Genomic DNA, 14,928 nt, shown 5'->3' with positions numbered 1-14,928 from the left:
GGAGCGGGAGCGGTCGGCTCAGGACCTGGAGCGGTCTGCTCAGTCGGCTCAGGACAGGTGGTGCGGCTCCCGCGTCGAAGTGCGGGAGACGTCGCCGAGCACCAGGCCGGGCACCGTGCCGAGCGTCATGACGGGCTCCTTGAGGAGGTGAGGAGACGAGGAGGTGAGGAGGTGAGGCGTGAGAAAGGGTGAATGTCTCACACGGCACCGCGGGCGGGCAATCGACTTCCCGGCCCCCCTGACGCGACCACCCGCGAACGGCCTGACCAGGCCGTCCGATGATCCCCAACTACCAGTCCAGAAAAGCCCGTTGGCTCCTGGAATCCCTTGATCTAGCCTGGTAGCCGCCTGAGGGGGGTCGCATGAGCGAAAGCGTCGAGCACACCCGGGACAGCAAACGGCGAGCTCCGGCCGGCAAAGGGGAGCGGGTCGCCGACTGGGCGGACGGCCGCCTCGGCATCCACACCCTGGCCAAGAGCCAGATGCGCAAGATCTTTCCCGACCACTGGTCCTTCATGTTCGGGGAGATCTGCCTCTACAGCTTCCTGATCCTGATCCTCACCGGCATCTGGCTGACGCTCTTCTTCGAGCCGAGCGGCTCCGAGGTGATCTACGACGGCGTCTATACGCCGCTCAAGGGCATCCAGATGACGCGGGCGTTCGAGTCCACCGTCGACATCAGCATGGAAGTGCGCGGCGGTCTGCTGATCCGGCAGATCCACCACTGGGCCGCGCTCGTCTTCGTGGCCGCCATGCTCGTGCACATGATGCGGGTGTTCTTCACCGGTGCGTTCCGCAAGCCGCGCGAGGTCAACTGGCTGTTCGGCTGGACGCTGCTGTTCCTCGGCATCATCACCGGCCTCACCGGATACTCCCTCCCCGACGACCTGCTCTCCGGCACCGGCATCCGTTTCGCGCAGGGTGCGATCCTGGCCATCCCGATCGTGGGGACGTACATCTCCTTCTTCCTCTTCGGCGGAGAGTTCCCGGGTGATGCCATCATTCCGCGGCTCTTCAGCGTCCATGTGCTGCTGTTGCCGGGGATCATGCTGGGGCTCGTCGTCGCCCACCTGATCCTGGTCTTCTACCACAAGCACACCCAGTTCGCCGGGCCCGGTAAGACCGAGAAGAACGTGGTCGGGGCGCCCTTCCTGCCCATCTACGTCGCCAAGGCCGGCGGCTTCTTCTTCCTCGTCTTCGGCGTCCTCGCGCTCATGGGCGCGATCGCCACCATCAACCCCGTGTGGGTGATCGGGCCCTACCGCCCGGACCTCGTCTCCACCGGCGCCCAACCCGACTGGTATCTGGGCTTCTCCGAGGGCCTGATCCGGGTGATGCCCACCTGGGAGATCAACCTCTGGGGTCACACGGCCGAACTGGGCGTCTTCATCCCGTTCATGCTCTTCCCGCTGATCCTCGCGGCGATCGCCGTCTATCCGTTCATCGAGGCCTGGGTCACCGGCGACAAACGCGAGCACCACATAGCGGACCGGCCGCGCAACGCCCCGGTGCGCACCGGGCTCGGTGTGGCGTGGCTGACGCTGTTCGGCGTACTGATGGTCGGCGGCGGCAACGACATCTGGGCCACGCAGTTCCATCTCTCCATCAACGCGATCACCTGGTTCGTGCGGATCGCCGTCTTCGTCGGACCGGTGCTCGCCTTCTTCGTCACCCACCGATGGTGCATGGGGCTCCAGCGCCGCGACCGCGAGAAGGTGCTGCACGGCAGGGAGAGCGGCACGATCAAACGGCTGCCGCACGGTGAGTACGTGGAGGTGCATGTCCCGCTCACCCAGGGCGAGTTGTACAAGCTGACCGCACACGAGCAGCCCAAGCCGTACGAGATCGGCCCGGTGGTCGACGCGCACGGCGTGGCACGCAAGGTCACCCGCGGCGAGCGGCTGCGGGCACGCCTGGGGCGGGCCATGTTCGGACCGTCGGCGCAGATACCCAAGGCGACGCCGGAGGAGTATCTGGAGATCCAGCACGGCGGCGGCGATACCCATCACTGACGGCCAATCCTGCGGTTAGCCTCACGGAGTGACACAAGTACCCGTGAAAAATCCGAAGTTGTACGCCATCAGTGATCTGCACGTCGCGTACGACGACAACCGGAAGTTCCTCAAGTCGCTGCGCCCGGAGACCGACGAGGACTGGCTGATCGTCGCGGGGGACACCGCCGAGCGCATGGCCGACGTCGAATGGGCGCTGCGCACCCTCACCGAACGCTTCGCCAAAGTGGTGTGGACGCCGGGCAACCACGAACTGTGGACGCCCCGCGACGATCCCATCCAGCTGCGCGGCGAGGAGCGCTACCGCCATCTCGTGGAGCTGTGCCGCTCCCTGGGCGCCGTGACCCCCGAGGACCCCTACCCCGTGTGGCGCGGCGAGGGCGGCCCGGTCACCGTGGCGCCGCTGTTCCTGCTCTACGACTACACCTTCCGCCCCGAAGGCACGTACGCGAAGCAGGACGCACTTGAGGCGGCACACGCGGCGGGCATCGTCTGCACCGACGAGGTGTTCCTGCACCCCGACCCCCACCCCGGCCTCGACGACTGGTGCCGCGCCCGGGTGGCGCTCACCGAGGAGATGCTGGCCCTGCGGACGCCCGGTATCCCCACGGTCCTGATCAATCACTGGCCGCTGGTGCGCGACCCCACCCGGATCCTGACCTACCCGGAGTTCGCCCTGTGGTGCGGCACCGAACTGACCGCCGACTGGCACGTGAAGTACGAGGCGGCGGCGGTCGTCTACGGCCATCTGCACATTCCGCGCACCACCTGGCACGACGGCGTCCGCTTCCAGGAGGTCTCGGTCGGCTATCCGCGCGAGTGGCGCCGCGAGCGGCATCCGGACCCGATGCTGCGCCAGATCCTGCCGGAGCCGCGGAACACCGCGTGATCAGCGGGGCCGGGACCGGGGCCGGGGCGCGTCGAGGCGGTGGGCGAGTGCGGTGAGGTCGGCGAGGCGCAGCGTCCGGTCCGGTTCGGCGGATCCGGGAAGCGGGACGTGCAGGGGCGCGGTCCAGCCTGCCGGTATGGCGGCGATGCCGTGGCGGGCCCCGGCCAGTGCGCCGGTGACCGCGGCCACGGTGTCGGTGTCGCCGCCCAGGTCGACCGCCGCGCGCACCGCTTCCTCGTACGAGGACGTGGTGCGCAGCGCCCAGACGGCTGAGCCGAGGCAGGGCCAGACGGCGCCGTTGAACTCGGTGGCGTCGTCGGGATGCCAGCCGGGAGCCAGGACGGTGGCATAGCGCTCGCAGTGGTCCGGGTGGACCAGGGCCAGCGTCCGGGGGATGGCGGCCAGCGGATCGCCGCCCTCCAGGGTCAGCCGCAGCAGTTCGTGGAAGAGTGCCGTGCCCTCCCAGGCGGCGCGGTCGCCGTGCGTCAGGGCGGCGATGCGGCGGGCCGCGTCCATCGTGGCCGCCTGCCCGGCACGGGCGTAGTAGAGCGCCGCGGTGGTGGCCCGCATGAGCGAACCGTTGCCCGCCGCACGGTGGTTGACCTGGAAGTGGAGCGCGGCGGCGAGGTCCCAGGGCAGGCCGTTCGTGAGGACGTCCTCGGTCTGCAGGCCGATGTCCTTGGGCTCGGCCGCCGCCCACCGCTGGAACCGCCCGTAGATGTCGGGCAGGTCGAGCCCCGCGTGTGCGAGCAGGGAGTCGGCGACGTGCAGGGCCATCTGCGTGTCGTCCGTCGCTTCACCCGCGTCCCAGCCGGCCCCTCCGCCCATCTCCCCGCCCGTGCCGGGCTCCGGGAAACGCGCGGAGAAGTCGCCCGCGAGCCCGAACTCGAAGGGCGCACCCAGCGCGTCACCCACGGCGGATCCGACGAGGGCGCCCGCGGCGCGCTGGGCACGGTCAGGGACGGGACTCATGCGGGCAGGCTAACCGGGCAGGGCCCGCGGGAGTCGGGCGGCCCCGCCGAACTCCCGCAGCCAGTCCGGCCGTACGGCCGCCATGCCGAACCCCGAGGGGGCCCGCAGCGGTCCGTGCGACAGATGTTCCTCGCGATAGCGGCGGCAGTCGCGGTGCCAGGTGTAGATGCCCGCCATCCAGTTCTCCAGCTCGCGCACATAACCGTCGAGGATGTCCCGCGTCTCCTGCGGAAGGCCGAAGTCGTCGTACAGGACGGGCAGTTCGTGGGCGACGACGTGCTGGAACTGGCTCAGGCGCGACTTCATCAGGTCGTCGATGATGCCGAGGGCCGTCGGATAGTCGCAGTCGAAGAAGTTCTGGACGACGAGGATGCCGTTGTGGAGCTCGCCCTCGTACTCGATCTCCTTCTGGTACGAGAAGACGTCGTTCATCAGGGCCGAGTAGTCACCGGCCGAGTTCTCCAGGCTCCGCATGGGCCCGGTGCGGTAGATCTCCTGCGGGACCTTCGGGCCGTGGCCGAGGCGGCACAGGCTCATCGTCAGCGGGGAGCCGAAGGTGAGGCGGCGCATCTCGATGTAGTCGACGGGGTCGGGGATACGGTTCTGCGCCTGGTTGTCCAGCTCCCAGAGCCAGGCGGCCGTCATGACCTCGACGGCGGTGCGCAGCGTGCGGCGCGCCTCCCGGTCCATCGGCGCCGCCGTACGGACCCACAGATCGGCGAGGCCGCGCTCCATGGCGCTGACCGGGACCGGCATGCCGTCGAGGTCCAGCGGCATGAAGAGCGAGAGCCGGTCGTTGCAGAGCTTGGCTCCCGCGAGGTCGCGGGGCCTGCCGAAGACCGCGGGGAAGTAGTCGTCCCCGTAGGTCCCCCAGGTCAGCCAGGCCGAGCTCAGGACCAGGGCTTCGAGGTCCGCGTCCGGGTGGATGCCCGCCGCGCAGAGCGGAAAGTCGTAGCCGTGCACCTTGCGCGCGTCCCAGATGTCCGAGCCCGGCACCCCGGGCTGCGGTCCGAGCATGCCCATGCGGTCCGCCCAGTCCACGGTAAGCGGGCGGACCGCCGCCAGATGGGGCGAGAGCCGCGTCTCGAACGGCAGGTCGAAGTCCGGGAGCCGGGAAGGACCCACCCGCTGGAAGGGAACGTGCGTGTGGGCGCGCAGCCGCTCCGCGCCCGTGGCGGCGATCAGCGCCTTGATACCTGCGGTCGACGTGCCGGGCCCGGTGGGTCCCGCGAGCGGCGAAGGCGAGGCGCCGCCCTTGTTCATGTACCGGCTGGAGACCATGTGCCACTCGTGCCCGCCGGACTGCCAGTCCTGAAGGCCCTTGGTGTACGCGAGCACGTCCGCGCACTCCTTCGCGGGCAGCCCGGACTGCACGAACAGCGGCGCGAGTTCGGTCAGGGCCGTGTTCTCGAACTGCTGCATGCGCGAGGTCAGCAGGTCGTTCACGGCGTCCGCCGCCTCCTGCGTGGTGCAGTGCAGGAACTTCTCAAGGACGAGGACGCCGTTGGAGAGTTCACCCTCCTCCTCGATCTCCCGCTGGTACGAGAAGAGGTCGTTGCGCAGGTGGACGGCGTCGGAGAACGACTCCTTCAGAACGCGTAACGGCCTGGAACCGGCGACGGCAGCGGGGACTTCCGCGCCCGTCGCGTACTCGACGAGCCCCGCCGACCAGGGCGCTCCGCCCACCTTGCGGCGCATCTCGATGTACTCGACGGGGTTGGCGACCCGCCCCTCGTTGATGTTCGAGAGCTCCCACAGCGACTCGTTGAGCAGGTTCTCGGTGCTCTCGGCGAACCGGGCCCGCCAGTCCGTCGACATGTGCGGCACCGTGCGCGCCCACAGGTCCGCGAGCCCCGCCTCGACCGGATTCGTCGGCTCCGGCACGGGCGCGGACAGGTCCAGCGGCATGAAGGCGGGCAGCCGCTCCAGATAGGCCTTGCCGCCCTCGCGGTCCCGGGTCCGCTTGAACAGTTCGAGGAAGTGGTCGTCGAAGAAGAACACCCACACGTACCAGTCGGTGACCAGGGACAGCGTGGGGCCGTCGCAGTCCGGGTGGGTGTACGCGCACAGCAGCGCGTAGTCATGGGCGTCCAGGTCCCGCTGCTCCCAGACACCCGAGCCCTCCAGCATCCCCATGTCACGCGCCCACGTCCCGGAGTGCTCCCGCGCCCCTTCCACGTGGGGGTTGAGGCTCGCGGGGTGCGCCAGGTAGAAGGTGGGCAGTTCGAAGGGCTGCGGCATGCGGCGTTCTCCTCGCGCGGTGGCTTACGGGCAGCGGAGCACTACCCGCGCGAGGGAGGCCGATGCGGCGGAGGCCGCAGCGTCACACCATCGCGTGACGTCAGCGCACCGGAGCGCCGGGGCCGAGCGGGATGCCGAGCGCCCACCAGGCGAGGAAGAGCAGCGTCCAGGCCGCGGTCATCGCGACGGCGAGCGGCAGCGTGTACGAGGCGAGCGTGCCCAGCCCCGCCGACTTGCGGTAGCGCTGCAGGAAGCCGAGCGCCATCACGAAGTACGGGCTCATGGGCGTGATGGCCGTCGAACCGGAGTCGGCGATGCGGAAGAGCGCCTGCGTGGTCTCGGCCGGGACGTCCACGAGCATCAGCATCGGTACGAGGACCGGCGCGGCAAGCGCCCACATCGCGGACCCGCTGGTGACCATGACGTTCACGACGGTCAGGAGCAGCAGGATGAGCAGGAAGACGAACACGATGGGCAGTTGGCTGTGTTCGAGCAGCTCGGCGGCCTTGACGGCGAGGACGTCGCCGATGTGCGTCCAGTCGAAGTAGGCGAGGAACTGGGCGATCGCGAAGAAGAGGACGAGCACGGGCGCCATCTGTTTGACGCCCTCGACCATCAGCTTCGGCACGTCGCCGGCCTTGCGCACGGACCCCGAGCGGAGCCCGTAGACGACACCCACGAGCGCGAAGAGGAAGCCGACGATCGCCGCGATGCCGTCCAGGAGCGGTGACTCGACGATGCTTCCGCCCTCACCGCGCAGGGGCGAGGAGACCGGTACGACGGCCGCGGTGAGGGCCGCGGCGGCCACCAGGAAACTGATGCCCGCCCGGCGCAGGGCCGAGCGCTCTCGGTCGCTGAGGGTGAGCGCGTCGATGTCGTCGAGATCGGCGTCCGGGTCCGGGTCGAGATCGGGCCGCTTGCTCAGGACGAAGCGGGTCACCAGCGTGATGACGGCGGCGAGCAGCAAGGAGGATGCGATGTTGAAGAACCAGTTGCTCAACGGCGACACGTACGCGTCGTCGCCGCCCGCGATCTTCGCGGCCGCCGTGGTGATCCCGGCGAAAATCGCGTCGTTCGGTGTCGGCACGGGGCTCGCGTCGTAGCCGGACGCGATGGACGTGTAGGCGACGACGATCCCGAGCACGGGGGAGCGGCCCACGGCGCGGAAGGCGAGCCCGCCGAGCGGTACGAGGATGACGTAGGCGGCGGCCGACGCGACATGGGACACCGTGCCCGCGAAGGCGACGGCGAAGACGACCCAGGACGCCGGCACGCGGGAGACGCCGACCTTCATCAACGCGGCCAGGAATCCGCTGCGTTCGGCGACCGCGACGCCCATGATGACCACGACGATGGTCGCCATCGGCGGGAACGCGGCGAAGTTCTCGATCATCGTGGAGACGGCCATGGCGAGTCCGTCGCCGCTCAGCAGGCTCTGTACGGAGACGTGTTTGCCGTCGCCGGGCGCGATGACGGAGACGTCGAACCCGGCGAGGACCGCGCTGATCACGGCGAGGATGCCGGAGAGGATCCAGAACAGCCAGAAGGGGTGCGGCAGCGCGTTCCCGGCGCGTTCGACGACGGCCATCGCGCGGATGAGGCGGGGGAGCGGGGGATCCGTGGAGGGTGGTGGGGGCGGTGCGTCGGGCAGGGCTGGGGGCGGGGATGACATGGCGGCTCCGCGGGAGTGGGTGAGGAGAGGAGGGGAGGGGGTGAGCGGGAGAGGGCGCGGCTCAGCGCAGGTGGCTCAGCGCAGGTGCTGGCGGCGCAGGAAGCTCCACAGGGCCTCGTGGGCCTCGATGCTCTGGGTGGTGTAGCCGCCGCCGCTGTAGCTGTCGGCGCCGGGCCAGGTGTGCCCGCCGTCCGTGACGGCCACATGACGGACTTCGGCGCCTGCCTTGCAGTCGGTCCAGCGGGACTCGGTGATGTCCGGGGCGGTCGCCCGGTCCGGGGTGCGGGTGCGGCAGCCGTTCAGGCCGGCGCGGGTGCTGAGCCAGTCATGCAGCGCGGGCAGCCCGCGGTCGGGGTCGCCGCCGTAGGGGATGGTGGCGTCCCCCGTGCCGTGGAAGTCGATGACCGGGACCGGCCGGGAGGGGCGGCAGTTCTCGCCGGTGCCGGGATAGAACGCGCCGGCGACGGGGGCGATGGCGGCGATCCGGTCGGACATCCGGCAGGCGAGGAGCGCGGTGAACCCGGCGCCGTTCGACTTCCCGGTGGCGTACACGCGCCGCTCGTCCACGCAGAGCCGTGCTTCCAGCGAGTCGAGCAGATCACCGGTGAACTCCACGTCGTCCACGCCGGGCGCGGCGTACGGAGCGCCCTGCCACGCCTGCCGCTGCCCGTCACCGGTGCCGACGACACCCTCCGGGTACGCGACGATCGCGGGCAGCGACGACAGCTTGCTGAACTCCTCCGTGCCGCTGCCGGTGTTGCCCCGCCCGTGGAAGGCGAGGACGACGGGCCACTCGCGATCGCCGGTGTACCCCTTGGGCAGGTGCAATTGGTAGGTGCGGGTCAGGCCGCCGCTGGTGAGGGTGTGCGGGGCGGTGGTGCCGGGCGGCTGGGGGTCGGCCTGGCGGCATCCGGGGACACCGGCTTTCGCGTACGCGGGGGAGGTGAGGTTCACCCCCGCGAGCAGGGTGAGTCCGGCGATGACAGAGGCGGCCGTGCGGGACAGTACGCGTTTCAAGGCAGGCTCCTTCCGCCGGCGGCGCGGGGCGCCGACGGCTGGGGGTGAGGGAGGGGGTGGGAGAGGTGCGGATGCTCAGGGAGGCCGGGGAACAGAGGGGGTGACGGGGCGTCAGCCCGTGATGTCCAGCCACTCCTTGGCGAAGGTGACTATGCGGTGGATGGCGGCGTCCACGATCGCGCGGCCGTCCTCGGGCGTGGCGCGGCGCGGATCGCCGAGTACGCCGTTGGGGCTGAGCCGGTCGTACGGCAGGGTCAGGGCGGGGTGGCCGCCCCGGCGTGCCAGCCGGGAGAGGGGGTCGAGATCGTCCTGGGTGACGGACCCGGGGGTGAGCCGTTCGCGGTGCACCAACTCCGGTGCGAGGTACAGCATTTGGGCGGTCTCCGCCTCACCGCTGTGCCCGTGCACCTCGCTGGGCCGCATGGCCGCGACGGCGTCCGGGGCGAGCGTGGTCAGCGGGGTCCAGGCGAACCGCAGGCCGGGGTGGGTGACGAGCAGGTCCTGCGCGACGGTGCTGAGCGTGGCGTTGTTGCCGCCGTGCCCCGTGATCACGAGCACGTCCCGCCAGCCGTGCCGGTGCAGGCTCTCCACGTAGTCACGCACGAGCGCGGCAAACGTGCCCGTCGACAGGCTCACCGTGCCCGCGAAGGCCAGATGGTGCGGCGAGACCCCGATGCCCAGCGAGGGCCCGATGACGGCACGCCCGGCGAGCTGCGAGGCCACCAGGTCGGCGACATGCTCGGCCCGGATGGTGTCGGTGGCCATCGGCATGCCGGGTCCGTGCTGCTCGAAGGCGCCCGCGGGAATGATGACGAGCGGGCTCGCGCGGACCGCGTCGGCGGCTTCGACGGTGGTCATCTCGGCCAGGTGGTACGGGCGTCGAGTGGGGGTGTCGTTCATCGGGAGCCCTCCCCGGGGAAGTCCGCCGCCAGTACCGCGTCGCGGATCGCCGTCAGATGTTCGCGGGTGAGGCGCTCCGCCGCCGCCGCGTCACCGGCCTGTACCGCCGCGTAGATCTCGACGTGTTCGGCGTGGTCGCGCTCGCGGTCGTTGTAGCGGTGCCGGATCTCCACCTGCTCGCGTGCCCGCACGTACAGCAGGGCCTCGACCGCTTCTCTGAGCAGTGCGTTGCCGCTGGCCTCCGCGAGCGCCACGTGGAAGTGCACGGACTGGCGCAGGGACTCCTCGGGCGGCAGCAGGGCGTTGCCGGTGGCGAGGGACAGCTGCCGAATCCCGTCCGCGGAGCGGGAGCGCGCGGCAGCGGCCGCGATCGCCGGTTCCAGGACGAGTCGGGCGCCGACCAGTTCGAGGACCGAGGCGCGGTCGCTGCGCGGCTGATGCGGGTTCGCCAGGAGCCTGCGGTCCACGCCCGGGCCCACGTACGTCCCTGAACCGTGCCGGAACTCCACCACTCCGGTGGCCTCCAGCCTGCGCAGCGCCTCGCGCACGGTCGGTGTGGTGACCTCGAAGCGGCGGGCCAGCTCGCGGGAGGAGGCGAGGGCGTCGCCGGGGGTGAGGCGTTCGGTGCGGATGATCTCGACGATGTCGTCCGCGAGGCGCTCGGAGAGGGAGGGTTGACTGCCGTAACTCATGAAGTGAATAAATCACTTGGTCTCTAGCTCGGTCAATGGTCATGACAGGGCCAACCGGAATTTGCGTTCCCACGCCCCCTTGTACATGCCATCTTTCTCGACCTAGCCTGCTCGCGTGATTCAGCCGTGGTTCACGGAATCCAAGCTCGGAATCTTCCTCCACTGGGGCATCTACAGCGTGGACGGAGTGGCCGAGTCCTGGTCCTTCTTCGACGACCGGGTGCCCTACGACCGCTACATGGCGCAGCTCGAAGGCTTCACCGCCGCCGCCTACGACCCCGATGCCTGGGCCGACCTCTTCGTCCGCGCGGGCGCCCGCTATGCCGTCCTCACGGCCAAGCACCACGACGGGGTCGCCCTCTGGGACACGGCGGCGGGCGACCTGTCCGTCGTCAAGCGCACCCCCGCGGGCCGCGACCTCATCACCCCCTACGTCACCGCCCTGCGCGCCCGCGGCATCAAGGTCGGCCTGTACTACTCGCACCTGGACTGGTCCCACCCCGACTACGCCTCCGTGCGCCCCGACGGTCAGGACCCGGCCGAGCGCGGCAACGCCTACTCGATGCCCGCCGCCGGCGAGGAATCGGAGGAGAGGTGGGCGGCCTTCCTCGCCTTCCACCGCGCACAGGTGCGGGAACTCCTCGAACGCTTCGAACCGGACCTGCTGTGGTTCGACGGCGAGTGGGAGCGCAGCGCGGAGCAGTGGCGGATGGCGGAACTCGCCGAGGAGATCCGGGCGCTCTCCCCGCACACCGTCGTCAACGGCCGGCTCACCGGGCACGGCGACTACGCCACCCCCGAGCAGGGCGTACCGATCGAACCGCCCGCCAAGGCATGGGAGTTGTGCCTCACCGTCAACGACTCCTGGGGCTACCAGCCGCAGGACACCCGCCACAAGTCACCGCGCCAGCTCGTCCGCGTCTTCGTCGAGACCATCGGAGGCGGCGGCAACCTGCTCCTCGACGTCGGCCCGAAGGAGGACGGCACGCTGCTCCCCGAACAGACCGAGCGCCTCGAAGCGCTGGGGGAGTGGACGTCCCGGCACGCCGACGCGGTCTACGGCACGGGACGCGGCCTTGCGCACGGCCACTTCTACGGCCCCTCGACGCTCTCCGCCGACCGCCGCACCCTCTACCTGTTCCTCTTCGACCGGCCCAACGAGTACGTGGTGCTGCGAGGCGTACGCAACGGCGTGACGTCCGCCCGCGTGCTCGGCTCGGACACCGCCGCCCGGCACGAGAGGGTCGGCGGCCTCGGTGACGTACCCGGCTGGGAGTACGTGTATCTCACCGACGACCAGCTCGATCCGCTGTGCACGGTCATCGCCCTGGAACTCGACGGCGACCTCGACCTGTACGGCGCGCACACGCGGGACTGACCCCCGCATCCGCCCCGCATCCGCACCCCCACCCCCACCCCGAAGTCACGAAGTCACGAGATCCGGAGGCCTCATGCCCCGCACCACTCGCGCTCTCAGACCTCGAACGGCGCTCCTCGCGCTGGCCGTCCTGGCGATTCCCCTGGCGATCCCCCTGGCACCGTCGGCCGCCGCCGAGCCTCCGTCGGCGCAGGAGGGCGCCGCGGCCCGCCGGCTTCCGGTCGTCTCCCCGACCCCGCAGCACATGGCCCGCGCGGGCGACGACGTGCGGCTCGCCCGGCGCGCCGAACTCGTCGTCGCCGACGACACCGACGAGGCGGCGAGGAGCGGCGTCACCGAGACGCTGCGCGCCCACGGGGTGCGTGACATCGACGTACGGGCGAAGGCGTCGGGCCGCGCCCCGCTGACCATCCTGCTCGGCCCGGCGACCAGGCCCGACATCGCGAAGGCACTCGGCGCGACGAAGGTGCCCGAGCAGGCCGAGGGATACGCGCTGCGGGCCGGGCACCGCACCGTCGCGCTCGGCGGCAAGGACGCGACCGGGCAGTTCTACGCGGCACAGACCCTCGGCCAGCTCATGTCGAAGGGGCGAATAGCGGGCGCGGAGGTCTCCGACTTCCCGGCCATGCCGCTGCGCGGCAGCATCGAAGGGTTCTACGGCCCGCCCTGGACCGAGGCCGAACGCCTCGACCAGATGGACTTCCTGGGCGACACGAAGGCCAACACGTACGTCTACGCGCCCAAGGACGACCCCTACCACCGCGAGAAGTGGCGCGACCCCTACCCGGCGGACAAGCTCGCCGAACTCGGCAAGCTGATCGACCGCGCGAGCGCCAACCACGTGCGCTTCACGTTCGCGGTCTCGCCGGGCGGCTCCATCTGTTACTCCGACCCGGCAGACCTCAAGGCGCTGACGGCGAAACTCCAGGCGATGTACGACCTGGGGGTGCGGTCCTTCTCCGTCCCGCTGGACGACATCAGCTACACCAAGTGGAACTGCGACGCCGACAAGGCGAAGTTCGGCGAGCCGGGCCGCGGGCCCGCGGCGAAGGCGCAGGTGGGGCTCCTCAACACCATCCAGCGGGACTTCATCGCCAAGCACGAGGACGCCAATCCGCTGCAGATGGTGCCCACGGAGTACGGCGACCTCACCGACACCGCGTACAAGCAGACGATGCGGGCCGAGCTCGACGGCGCGGTGGAGGTGATGTGGACGGGCACGGACGTGGTCCCGCCGGAGATCACCAACTCCCAGGCGGAGAAAGCAGCCGAGCTCTTCGGACGGAAGGTGTTCGTCTGGGACAACTACCCCGTCAACGACTTCGCGCGTACGGCCGGGCGGCTGCTGCTCGCGCCCTACGACAAGCGCGAGCCCGGCCTGTCCGGTCACCTGAGCGGCATCGTGTCCAACCCGATGAACCAGGAGGGGGCCAGCAAGCTCGCCGTCTTCACCATGAACGACTTCTCCTGGAACGACCGGGGATACGAGCGGGCGCGGTCGGGGCGGCAGGCGGCGCTGTATCTCGCCGGGGGCGACGAGCGGGTCGCCGACGCGGTGCAGACGTTCGTGGACCTCAACCACGCGGCGCCGACCTTCGGCGAGTCGAACTGGCAGCCGCAGTCACCCGTGCTCGGACCGAAGCTGGACGCCTTCTGGAAGCGGTACGAGAGTGACCCCTCCGGGGCGGTACGGGTGCTGCGGCCCACCGCCAAGGAGATCGAGAAGGTCCCGGCGGTGCTGCGTTCCGGGGTGCCGGACGAGCAGTTCCTGCACGACGCGAAGCAGTGGCTCGACGCGACGGAGCTGTGGGGTTCCGCGCTGGGACATGGGCTCGCGGCGCTGACCGCCGCCCAGAAGGGGGATGACGCCGGGGCGGCGCGGGAGCGCGCGGCGATGGAGTCCCTGGCGGGACAGGCACGGGCGATCACCGTGGACCCGGCGGAGCATCACCAACTGGGCCAGGTGAAGATCGCCGACCCGTACCTGGATGAGTTCGTGAAGGGAGTCCAGGACAGGACCTGACCCGCCGCTTCGCGGCGGATGTCTCCCACCCACCCACCCGTTCTGCCGTCCCTGTTGTGGGCAGGCGTTCCGCACGGCGGAACGGGTGGGCACAACGCCCCGATGCCGGGTGGCGGTGAAAGCGGCGCCAGTTCTGATGGCAGGGCACGCCGTTGCGGTAACTGATACATCAGTCAGGATCGCAATAGCGTGGTCTAGCTGGAGAAGGACGCCCCGCAGATTGCGATCAGCGCAATGCGCGGGTAGCGTAACCGCCCATGCAGCAAGACCCCGAGGTCGCGGACCGAGTCCGCAAGGTCATCGCCGACGCCGGCGCGACGCAGCGTGAATTCGCGCGCCGCATCGTGATGGACCCCTCCAAGCTCTCCCGCTCCCTGGGCGGCACCCGCCGCTTCACCGCGGCGGAGCTCGCCCGCATCGCGGACACCGGCGGCGTGGACGCGGGCTGGCTCCTGGGCGCCCAAAATGTCGTGACCACCCCGGCCCGCCGGGAACGTACCCCCGCCGCCCCGGTGGAAGGCGGCCGCCCCCTCCAGATCGTCCGCGAAACCGTACGGCTCGTGGCGGAGCGCGGTTTCCACGCCGTACGCGTCGCGGACATCGCCGAAGCCTGCGCGACCAGCACCGCCGCCATCCACTACCACTTCCCCGGCCGCGACGACCTCCTGGAGGCCGCCGTCCGCTGGTGCATGGACGAGGACACCGCCCGCCGCGCCGCCCGGGTCGCCGACGCGGCCGACGCCGCCGACGAGCTGCGCCAGCTGATCGAGCTCCAGATTCCCCGCACCCCGCAACAGCGCTGGCAGTGGAGCGTCTGGCTGGACCTGTGGGCGGAGGCCGCCCGCTCCACCGCCGTGGGGCGGCTGCACGCCGACTACTACCGGCAGTGGCGCGCGACCGTTGCCGACGTCATCCGGCGCGGTGTCGACCAGGGTGTGTTTCGCCTCGTCGATCCGCAGTCCGCCGCCCTGCGGCTCACCGCGCTGATCGACGGCCTCGCCACCCAGGTGCTCGCCACCACTCCCGGTACGGACGGCACCACTCCCGACGACATGCACGAGGCGCTGCTCGTGTACGTCGACGCGACACTCGCCGCGCCGCACGGCGACGCGTAGACGCATCTTCAGAAGAG

At 70.5% G+C, this 14,928-nt stretch carries 12 protein-coding genes; 5 read left to right on the top strand and 7 right to left on the bottom strand.

The genetic code is table 11. The features are described from left to right. Positions 1 to 48 precede the first annotated feature (48 nt). Positions 49 to 201 carry a hypothetical protein gene (locus ACWFR3_RS02985; RefSeq protein WP_453732736.1) on the bottom strand — a complete coding sequence of 51 codons (153 nt, stop codon included), beginning with the start codon at positions 199 to 201 and terminating at the stop codon, positions 49 to 51. A 161-nt stretch (positions 202 to 362) separates the two neighbouring features. Here ACWFR3_RS02985 and qcrB point away from each other — a divergent pair, with 161 nt between their 5' ends. Both qcrB and ACWFR3_RS02975 read left to right on the top strand, forming a co-directional pair. Beyond that, on the top strand, positions 363 to 2,012 hold the full coding sequence (gene qcrB, locus ACWFR3_RS02980) for a cytochrome bc1 complex cytochrome b subunit (RefSeq protein WP_453732735.1): 1,650 nt from the start codon (positions 363 to 365) through the stop codon (positions 2,010 to 2,012). Between the two features lie 43 nt (positions 2,013 to 2,055). Then, complete coding sequence (locus ACWFR3_RS02975) at positions 2,056 to 2,901, top strand: metallophosphoesterase family protein (RefSeq protein WP_453732734.1); 846 nt, start codon at positions 2,056 to 2,058, stop codon at positions 2,899 to 2,901. Here ACWFR3_RS02975 and ACWFR3_RS02970 read toward each other — a convergent pair whose 3' ends face one another. From ACWFR3_RS02970 to ACWFR3_RS02945, 6 genes are all read right to left on the bottom strand, one after another. After that, positions 2,902 to 3,873, bottom strand: coding sequence for an ADP-ribosylglycohydrolase family protein (locus tag ACWFR3_RS02970; RefSeq protein ID WP_453732733.1), 972 nt, complete (start codon positions 3,871 to 3,873; stop codon positions 2,902 to 2,904). Positions 3,874 to 3,882: 9 nt separating this feature from the next. After that, entirely contained in the window at positions 3,883 to 6,114 is a 2,232-nt protein-coding gene (locus tag ACWFR3_RS02965) for a terpene synthase family protein (protein ID WP_453732732.1), read from the bottom strand. Positions 6,115 to 6,214: 100 nt separating this feature from the next. Next, the gene (locus tag ACWFR3_RS02960; RefSeq protein ID WP_453732731.1) at positions 6,215 to 7,786 is read right to left on the bottom strand and encodes an AbgT family transporter; all 1,572 of its coding nucleotides are present in this window, start codon (positions 7,784 to 7,786) and stop codon (positions 6,215 to 6,217) included. Between the two features lie 75 nt (positions 7,787 to 7,861). Continuing rightward, a complete protein-coding gene (locus ACWFR3_RS02955; RefSeq protein WP_453732730.1) occupies positions 7,862 to 8,803 on the bottom strand; it encodes an alpha/beta hydrolase family esterase in 942 nt (313 codons plus the stop codon). Between the two features lie 111 nt (positions 8,804 to 8,914). Continuing rightward, positions 8,915 to 9,703 (bottom strand): creatininase family protein, encoded by a 789-nt coding sequence (locus ACWFR3_RS02950; RefSeq protein WP_453732729.1) that lies wholly within the window; start codon positions 9,701 to 9,703, stop codon positions 8,915 to 8,917. Beyond that, positions 9,700 to 10,395 carry a FadR/GntR family transcriptional regulator gene (locus ACWFR3_RS02945; RefSeq protein ID WP_453732728.1) on the bottom strand — a complete coding sequence of 232 codons (696 nt, stop codon included), beginning with the start codon at positions 10,393 to 10,395 and terminating at the stop codon, positions 9,700 to 9,702. Before ACWFR3_RS02945 ends, ACWFR3_RS02950 begins: the two co-directional genes overlap by 4 nt. A gap of 118 nt (positions 10,396 to 10,513) precedes the next feature. On the opposite strand from ACWFR3_RS02945, the gene ACWFR3_RS02940 reads away from it, so the two are divergent. The 3 genes from ACWFR3_RS02940 (at position 10,514) to ACWFR3_RS02930 (ending at position 14,911) form a co-directional block, all read left to right on the top strand. Beyond that, a complete protein-coding gene (locus tag ACWFR3_RS02940; RefSeq protein ID WP_453732810.1) occupies positions 10,514 to 11,773 on the top strand; it encodes an alpha-L-fucosidase in 1,260 nt (419 codons plus the stop codon). 73 nt (positions 11,774 to 11,846) lie between these two features. Further along, entirely contained in the window at positions 11,847 to 13,796 is a 1,950-nt protein-coding gene (locus tag ACWFR3_RS02935; RefSeq protein ID WP_453732727.1) for a beta-N-acetylhexosaminidase family protein, read from the top strand. 257 nt (positions 13,797 to 14,053) lie between these two features. Beyond that, positions 14,054 to 14,911 (top strand): TetR family transcriptional regulator C-terminal domain-containing protein, encoded by an 858-nt coding sequence (locus tag ACWFR3_RS02930; RefSeq protein ID WP_453732726.1) that lies wholly within the window; start codon positions 14,054 to 14,056, stop codon positions 14,909 to 14,911. Positions 14,912 to 14,928: the final 17 nt, after the last annotated feature.

It is taken from the genome of Streptomyces sp. NPDC055189, assembly GCF_053606765.1.
The sequence above is the reverse complement of the archived record's forward strand: the minus strand, read 5'-3'. Positions and strand labels throughout refer to the sequence as shown.